The 8,994-nt window shown below is 35.7% G+C and carries 7 protein-coding genes; 2 read left to right on the top strand and 5 right to left on the bottom strand.

Annotation, left to right across the window (positions count from 1 at the left end):
• The coding region (locus AC1M9I_RS14245; RefSeq protein WP_481611183.1) for a BapA/Bap/LapF family prefix-like domain-containing protein at positions 1-1,370 on the bottom strand (1,370 nt) is incomplete at its 3' end.
• Positions 1,371-1,690: 320 nt separating this feature from the next.
• On the opposite strand from AC1M9I_RS14245, the gene AC1M9I_RS14240 reads away from it, so the two are divergent.
• Both AC1M9I_RS14240 and AC1M9I_RS14235 read left to right on the top strand, forming a co-directional pair.
• A complete protein-coding gene (locus AC1M9I_RS14240; protein ID WP_481595209.1) occupies positions 1,691-2,761 on the top strand; it encodes a zinc-binding metallopeptidase family protein in 1,071 nt (356 codons plus the stop codon).
• A gap of 78 nt (positions 2,762-2,839) precedes the next feature.
• Complete coding sequence (locus AC1M9I_RS14235) at positions 2,840-3,601, top strand: 3-oxoacyl-ACP reductase (protein WP_481611182.1); 762 nt, start codon at positions 2,840-2,842, stop codon at positions 3,599-3,601.
• Positions 3,602-3,691: 90 nt separating this feature from the next.
• Here AC1M9I_RS14235 and AC1M9I_RS14230 read toward each other — a convergent pair whose 3' ends face one another.
• From AC1M9I_RS14230 to AC1M9I_RS14215, 4 genes are all read right to left on the bottom strand, one after another.
• The gene (locus AC1M9I_RS14230; RefSeq protein ID WP_092766282.1) at positions 3,692-4,585 is read right to left on the bottom strand and encodes a LysR family transcriptional regulator; all 894 of its coding nucleotides are present in this window, start codon (positions 4,583-4,585) and stop codon (positions 3,692-3,694) included.
• A gap of 164 nt (positions 4,586-4,749) precedes the next feature.
• Complete coding sequence (locus AC1M9I_RS14225) at positions 4,750-6,021, bottom strand: DcaP family trimeric outer membrane transporter (RefSeq protein WP_481596689.1); 1,272 nt, start codon at positions 6,019-6,021, stop codon at positions 4,750-4,752.
• An 83-nt stretch (positions 6,022-6,104) separates the two neighbouring features.
• Positions 6,105-7,475 carry an MFS transporter gene (locus AC1M9I_RS14220; RefSeq protein WP_035270292.1) on the bottom strand — a complete coding sequence of 457 codons (1,371 nt, stop codon included), beginning with the start codon at positions 7,473-7,475 and terminating at the stop codon, positions 6,105-6,107.
• A gap of 386 nt (positions 7,476-7,861) precedes the next feature.
• The gene (locus tag AC1M9I_RS14215; RefSeq protein ID WP_035270297.1) at positions 7,862-8,776 is read right to left on the bottom strand and encodes a LysR family transcriptional regulator; all 915 of its coding nucleotides are present in this window, start codon (positions 8,774-8,776) and stop codon (positions 7,862-7,864) included.
• Positions 8,777-8,994: the final 218 nt, after the last annotated feature.

Raw genomic sequence — 8,994 nt, 5'->3', positions numbered from 1 at the left:
GGATCACGACCATCAGCAACGAGTTGTAAAGCTTCATTAATTTCTTGTTGAAGTGCATCACGTGTTTCATCAGTATATCTTGCTGACTCTTCTAACTTTGCATTGTCATCAAGTTTCTTTTGAAGTTCATTTGCCTTCGTTTCAAGCGCAGTTAAATCCGCTTCAGTTGCTAATGAATCTTCGAACTCTTGTTGTGCATTGGTTTTTAATGCAGCATCCGCAGCGTCTAATTCATCAGTCGCTTTGATCACATCACCTTTGGTAACTGTTTTAGCAGGATCACGACCATCAGCAACGAGTTGTAAAGCTTCATTAATTTCTTGTTGAAGTGCATCACGTGTTTCATCAGTATATCTTGCTGACTCTTCTAACTTTGCATTGTCATCAAGTTTCTTTTGAAGTTCATTCGCCTTCGTTTCAAGCGCGACTAAATCCGCTTCTGTAGCAGGCATATTTTCAAATTCTTGCTGTGATTCAGTTTTTAGATTATCAACAGCATTATTTAGTTCATCACGAGCGTTGTTTACATCATCAATGCTTGGCTTATCACCAATATTATTATTAAAGTCATCTACAAGCTTTTGAGCTTCTTCAATTTCTTTTTCTAATTCTGATTTAGTTTCATCAGTATATGGATCATTTGGATCTTCATTTTCCAACTTATCCTTTGCATTTTCCAAATCAGCTTCAAGATTATTAATTGCTTCTTCTAATTTAGCAGCATCTTTAGCTTCTTGATCTTTTAAAGCATCTTCAACAATAGAAATTAAATCATCAGCCGTCTGGTCAAGTAATTCTTGACTTGATTCTGGGTCTTTTAAAACAGCTTCTGCATCATTAATAGCATTTTCAACTCGCTGTTTTTCATCACCATCCAATTGATTTAATGAATTTTTAGCATCATTGATTGCATCAACTAATTTGCTGAGATCTTTGGAAGGTTGTTTTGTGTCACTTGATCCATTAGCAGCATCAAATACAGCAACGCCAACTCCAACTGCACCTAGTGCAAGTGCACCACCAGCTAACCAATTATTTAAGATTGTAGCGCCAGTTCCAGCACCACCTTCTAGTAACGCTTCTATGCTTTCTAAAGGGTTGTATTCTACATTTTTGAAATCAAGAACAAACATCTCACTATTTTGGTTACGGAAAACTAAATCAGATGTTTCATAATTGAAGTTTTCTAGGGTTATTGTTTCCCCATTATTAAGTTTAATAATGACCTGATTATCATTCACAATCAGCTCTTGAACATCTTCAGGAGCCACGTCGATCATTACAACTGAGTCTTCAACAATTTTAATTATATTGCTTTCTGAAGTGATCGTATTATTCAAGGTTTTTTTTGAGATAATCTGAGTTTGCATATACAAAATACCCATAGATTTAAAGAAATTTTACTTGATAGCATTAAACGATCATTTAGTTTTCTAATCAAGATTTTTTTAGATTAAAAATCATATATTTCAATATATTGTGATTTACATCACACTATTTTTTAATAAAATTGATTTTATTTTATACAGTAACTAAATGATCTTAGTTATACTGCTATTTACAAATTCAATACGTTGATTACTTATTGTTCATCATTTTTCTTGCTTTTAATTTTCATTATTTAATTTCAGAAACACAAATTTTTTTTGAAAAAAGCAATGGTATAATCTCAAAAAAATGAATAATTTTTATGAAATTTTTTTCTTGCGCGCAGTGCAATCGGCAAATCTTTTTTATGAATTCTACATGTACTCATTGTGGAATTAATTTAGGATATGTTGTAGAAGAAAAAGAAATGGGAAGTTTCCATAAACATACTAGTCAGTTGTGGAAATCTATTAATCCCAAATTCAAAAATAAACTCTATAAACCCTGTTTTAATTATTTGCATCATCATGTATGCAATTGGATGATTCCTGCAGAAAGTTCTGATATTTACTGTGACTCTTGCAAACTAACCTCTATTATTCCAAATTTAAATAATCCTGATCACACCATCTATTGGAGCAGATTAGAGCATGCGAAGCGTCGTTTCCTTTATATGATGCAACAACTAAATATCATGCCGAGACCAAAAAAAAATGATCATGATCAATTTGGACTTAGATTTAATTTTTTGATGCCCGAACCAGATCTTCCTGTTTTAACTGGGCATGCTCAAGGTACAATTACATTAAATGCAAGCGAAGCAGACGTCGTATACCGCGAAACAACCCGAATAAAAATGGGTGAAAACTATCGAACCCTACTCGGTCATTTTCGCCACGAAAGCGGGCATTACTATTTTGATCTCATTCAAGAGCTTCGACCAGATCTCATTGATGCGTTCAGAGTAATGTTTGGAGATGAACGACAAGATTATGCTGAGGCTTTAAAGCGACATTATCACGAAGGTCCACCCATAGACTGGCAGAAAAATTTTATTAGTTCCTATGCAAGTGCTCACCCATGGGAAGATTGGGCAGAGACTTGGGCACATTATTTACATATGATGGATACCTTAGAAACAGCATACTATGCGGGTCTGAGTGTTCAATCTAAACGTGCTGATCTCCCAAGTATGACGATCGAAGAAAATCCGATTGGTGCTAAAAACTTTGAAACTGTTTTACAAAACTGGTTAATCATCACTTTTAACTTAAATGCACTTAATCGCAGTATGGGTTTAGATGATGCATACCCATTTACGCTATCAGATAAAGTCTTAGACAAGCTCAGATTTATTCATCACAAACTATTAGAAATTTCATTTCAAAAATAACTATTTTTGCTTTATCAAAGGTTGAAGTTACTTATTATTTAAATACAATCTTCACCAAGTCTTATTGATTGTGTGTAAATGAAAATAAACGAACAGATTGTACTCGTTACAGGTGGGGCACGAGGCCTTGGCTTGGCTATTACCAAGGCATTATTGAGCGAAGGCGCTCGTGTCGTTGTCAATTATCATAGTAGTCATGAGTCCGCTCAGACATTAAAACTTTCACATCCTGATCAAGTTTTTAGTTATCAAGCGGATATTACTGATGTAGATCAAGTTTCAGAAATGTTTAACGCTGCCAAACTGCATTTTGGTGAAGCTATTCATTCAATTGTGAATAATGCACTCGTTAGATTTAAATTTAACGGGGATGCAAGACCAAATATTTCACAAATACAATGGAATGATATGCACACTCAGTTTGAGGGTGCTGTCAAAGCTGCCCTTAATACCACTCAAGCCGCTTTAGCCGACATGAAAGCTAATCGATTCGGTCGAATTGTGAATATAGGAACAAACTTGGTGCAAAATCCTGTTGTGCCATATCATGACTATACTACTGCAAAATCTGCCCTTCTCGCATTGACGAGAACATGTGCTCATGAATTAGGTGAGTTTGGAATTAATGTCAATATGTTGTCTGGTGGATTACTTCAACAAACTGATGCAAGTAAAAGCACGCCACAGGAAGTTTTTGATTATATTGCTTCCGCTACCCCCTTGCGTAAAGTAGTCACTCCTGATGAGTTTGCTTCAGCCATTTTAATGTTTTTGTCACCGTACTCCAAAGCTGTCACTGGTCAAAATTTAATAGTGGATGGCGGTTTAGTTAAAAATTAATAACGATGCTTAGAGCTTAGGCTATTTTTTATTTAAGGAATAGCCTACCTATATAACCCCAATCGCTTGCTCATAGAGTATTTATGAGTGTTATTTTACAAGGATTTCATGAAACATATGTCTTAGCCATTGATGGCTAGTCTTATGATGACAGGACATATGCCAATATTGTTTAACACCATATGTCGGGAAAGCAATGGGTGCATCAAAGATTTTTAAATTTCCTCGTGATAATAAAACTTCGCTTAAATAATAAGGCACTGTAGCAATCGCATCAGTTTCTTGAACAACAAGACCAACACCAAGATAACTTGGTAATCGCATTAAAATATTTCTTTTAAGTTCAAGGTTTAACAGCTCATTTTCAATATGATAATGCCCCATTCCCGCATCAATATCAATGTGTGATTCTGCCAAATACTGCTCTTTGCTGATTGAATCTCCCGTTAAACGAGGATGATCTTTTGCTGCAATTACAACATAATATTGCTCAAATAGTTTTTGTTGATAAAAGCCATTTTCCAAATGAGGCAGAAATCCTAATGCAAGATCAATTTCACCATTTGCCATTTGATAACTTGTTTCAGAAGTTATTGGACGTACATTTAATCTGACATGAGATGCCTTTGCTTTCAGATATTGGGAAATTTTAGGCAGTAGTACTAAATGCGAAACATCAGTCATCGCCAAGGTGAATTGTTGATCTGATATAGCTTCATCAAAATCGATCGTAAAATTATTAATCGCTTCAACTTTACTTAATGCTTCACTGACCAATGGGAATAATTGCTTTGATAATTCCGTCGGGATCATTTCATTCCCAATTCTTAAAAAAAGCGGATCGTTATAATGTTGTCGAATTTTATTAAGAATATTACTTACAGCAGGTTGACTCATCTGCAATTGCTCAGCAGCAACTGAGACACTTTTAAATTTATAAACATGAAAAAAAATACTGAGTAATTTGCAATCTAATTCGTACACGAAACGCGCCTTCTCCTAGTAGATGAGAATGTAAAGTAAAACAAGATCTCATAGTACTTTTATATTTTTATTTTTTCTAGGATCTATTCTGACATTCTCTAAAACCATCCCATAAAAAAAGAGCGAAAAATCGCTCTTTTTATCATAATTCAAGTTTGAATAATTTAGAAATTATAAATTGCTACAGCACTTACACGATTATCCTCACCTGTGTTAGAACCATTTGGTGCAGATACTACAGCTTTACGCTCACCATACACATATTCCAATCCAAGGCTAATCGGTTTGATCGGACTATAGAATGCATTGACCCAACCTTGCCAAAGCTCCTTATTGATCTCTGTCAGATTTACTGCACCACCTCGATAAGCATTTGTTACATCTTGATTCATATAACCAAAACCAACAGTTCCACGCCATTGAGGATTAAATTGCTGCGTTAGACCTATGGTAATTGAGTCAAATTCATTCTCATCTAAAATTTCACCAGATGAGCTACGGCTGATACCAGGATTCGTCCATGAAACGAAACTGCTATCTCCTTTTACATGATAGTAGTCAGCTTTCAGTGTAGTTGAAGGAGCTAATTTATATTGCATACCAAGTCCTACGCCCCATGCAACGACTTCATCAACTTCTGTTTTCTTTTCATTGACCATAGTACGTAAACTGAGTTTAGCATCATCATTTAATTGATGATTCAATCGCGCTGTGACTGCAGGTGTACGCATTTTAGATAATCCATCTTTTGGATCTTCTGCTGCAAGGACCAAGCCTGTTGCAGGTGCTAAACTCATACTATAACGAACTTGAGGTGTACGTTTTACAGCACCACCCACATAACCTAAGGCATCAATCGTTTCAGGCATATAGTCTGGCACAGCAAAGTTAGACCAAGTTTGACCAATTAACCATTTATCGTAATTCATATAAGCATGACGTATACGAAGATTATCTAATCCAGCTCCACCCAAAAAGTCGACTTCAACTTTACCTGAAACTTTTTTATCATTAATTTGACTATGAATATCCAAACCTAAACGTGTTGCTGATAGAGTCGACTTAAGCTGATCACTCGCCTCATTATTACCGGTTAAAGGAACCTTATTAATATTATTATATAGGCGATCTAACCCACTACCTTCAGCTTGATATGAAGCATCTAGACGAACATTTCCATAAAAATTAAAAGTGGTATCTTTACCAACATTTAGTTTTGGTTGGGGTTTAACAGATTCAGTTTTTAATGTCTCAATCGATTTTGTCTGTACAACAGCATTCTTCTGTTGTTGTTCCATCATTGATTTAAGTGCTTCAATTTCTTGACGTAGTTGCTCTATTTCAGACTGTTGTGGACTATTCGCGTATGCTGCAGTAGATGTTAAAACAGCTAATGAGATTAAACTTAAAGTAAAAGGTTTGTTTGAAAAGATCATCCTAATCTCTCTTATCCTATAAAATGGTTTAAAAGTCTAAGTAACAGCCACCTTCTGGCAGCTGTCTTATTTATAAAGAATTTTTACTGAGTTTGTTCTACGACTTTAGAAGAGTGTACAGATTCTTCCTGAGCAATTTTACCATCTACTGAATTTTTCAGATTCACCATGAAAATTGCTAAGGCTGCAATCACACCAGGAATTGCGATGACCAAGAAATTCATTTGGTGCGGAAGTTCCATGGTTAACAAAGCACCGGTGAGTACTGGACCTACGATTGCACCTATTCGACCAATACCAGATGCCCACCCCATACCAGTTGAACGAACTGTTGACGGATAATATTGTGCGACGAATGTATAAAGTAGAATTTGTGAGCCAATCGTTGCAGCGCCAGCGATTGCAATTAGCGTATACAACACGATTTGTGGACTATTAAAGCCGAGAAGGATAAGTGCAAGTGCACCGCACACGAACATAATTGTAAGTACTTTTTTGATGTGGAAACGATCTGCAAGATATCCACCACCAATTGCACCCACCATACCACCGATATTTAATGCAAATAGGAAGATCATACTTGCACCAAGCGAGTAACCCGCTTGAATCATAAGTTTTGGCAACCAGCTTCCTAAAGCATAAACCATAAGTAAACACATAAAGAATGCGATCCAAAACATGAATGTACTAAAGGTACGACCTTGCTGGAATAATGCTTTTAAAGGAGCTTCATCACCTGCTGTGACTTCATCTAATACAAATTGAGTGTCAGCAGTAATATTTTTTTCAGGTGCAATTTTCTTTACATTAATTCGCACTTGCTCGGTTTGGTTTTTGTTGGTCAGGTACATTAAAGATTCTGGTAGGAATTTCCAAATCAACGGCAATGCGATTAAAGGCAATGCAGCGATATAGAACATAATTTTCCAGCCATATTGTGGAACTAACCAAGCACCTAATAATGCTGACGTCATACCACCAATTGCATATCCACTGAACATAAGGGCAACTAAAGTACTTCTAATTCGCTTAGGTGCATATTCAGTCATTAAAGCAACAACGTTAGGCATCACACCGCCAATACCCAGACCAGCAAGAAAGCGTAAAATACCAAATTCAGTCGGATTTGATGCAAATGCCCCCAAAAATGTAAATCCACTGAAGATTGCCACACAAATCATGATGGTTTTTTTACGACCAAGCTTATCTGATAATGTACCAAATGACATAGCACCGAACATCATCCCAAATAAAGCTGTACTTGCTAACAATCCAGCTTGTACTGAAGTTAATGCCCATTCCTGCATTAATAAAGGTAATGCAACTCCGTAAATGACAAGATCATAACCATCAAAGATAATAATCAATAAGCACCAAAACAATACACCCCAATGAAATGGTGTGAACTTAGCATCATCAATCACACGATTGATATTTAATTTGTTTGCTTCCAAGGTTGCGCCTCCTGCAAATAAACTCTCCAAAAATATGACGCAACATTGACTTAAAGCTGAAAAAATGTCCAAAACTGAATATATCTATATATATACCTTCAAGGTCTGAATAATCTCGAGGGCTTATTTCTAGTATGATTGAATGAAAATTAGACGAATAATTACTTTTAAAAAAAATTCTTTGAGAATTTCTAATTTGAATTTTTTATTGCAACCTACTTTTTCTTCAAAGTTAAAATTATTTGTTTGAAATTTATCAAAAAAAATTAAGCCCCTTTTCGGGGCATAAGCTAAAGTCGTAGTTATTTTGAGTATTTAAGATTTTTGATTGCTATTTTTTATCCAATAGCTTTAGACCTAAGTCTAATTATTGTATTAGACCCTATCTAAATTAAATTTCTATCATACTTAATTGCTTCTAAATCATACACTTGGTAAATACAATCTATTAGAGACATGATGTCCTCGCTCTCATCTAGATTACGTATCGTCATAAATACTGGACTTACTGCAGTTTCATCTAAAATTGGGATGTAAAGCAAATGGGATAGCTGAATTGATTTCGCACTTTCTGGAACAATACAAATACCTTCACCAGCTGCAACCAAACCAAGAGATAGCTGAATTTCTCGCACCAAACGTATATTTTTAGGTTCTAAATTATATTCTGCAAACAAGGCTTGGACTTGAGTTGCAAAGCTAGGGGTTGTATGGCTAGGGTATAAAAAAATATTTTCATCAGAAATATCAGATAGATAAACACCTTCTTTTTTTAAACTTAAAGGATGACTCGCATGCACTGCCATCATTAAGCGCTCTTCACGAAGCAAAATTCGCTTCAATGCTGGATCTGAAATTCTAAGCCGCCCAAATCCAACATCAATCTTCCCCTCTTTGAGTGCTTTAACTTGTTCTAACGTGGTCATTTCAACAAGTTCAATCTTTAAGTGGGGTTGCTGCTGCCTATATAAATATACAATTTTAGAAAGCAGCCCATAAAGCAGTGACCCGACAAACCCCATTGTTACTGTACGTTCAACTAGACCTATACGCTTTGTCATAGACTTAACTTCTTCAGCATTGGCAAGTAATTTCACTGCGTGCTGATAAAAGAAATAACCGGCTTGTGTTGTTTTTAATGGACGGCTACCTCGCTCAAATAAAGCAATGCCAAGCTCTGATTCCAAATTTTGAATTTGTCTACTTAATGGTGGCTGCGCAATAAATAACTTTTCGGCTGCTTTTGTAAAACTTTGTTCTTCTACCACTGCGACAAAATATCGTAGATGTCTAAGCTCCATGACTTCCATACCTTTTAAATATATTAAAATGCAAAAATGATCTTCGACTCTATTTTTGCATTCTTTTAAGGTATACCACATGAAATACACAATGCAAGAATGCGTAGAGTGGAAATGATTACATCAGTTGAAACCTTGCTCGTTGAAATCCCGACGATCCGCCCACACAAGATGGCGGTCGCAACGATGCAAACTCAAACCTTAGTCCTCATTAAAAT

This window comes from Acinetobacter sp. ANC_7553, assembly GCF_056779895.1.
The sequence above is the reverse complement of the archived record's forward strand: the minus strand, read 5'-3'. Positions and strand labels throughout refer to the sequence as shown.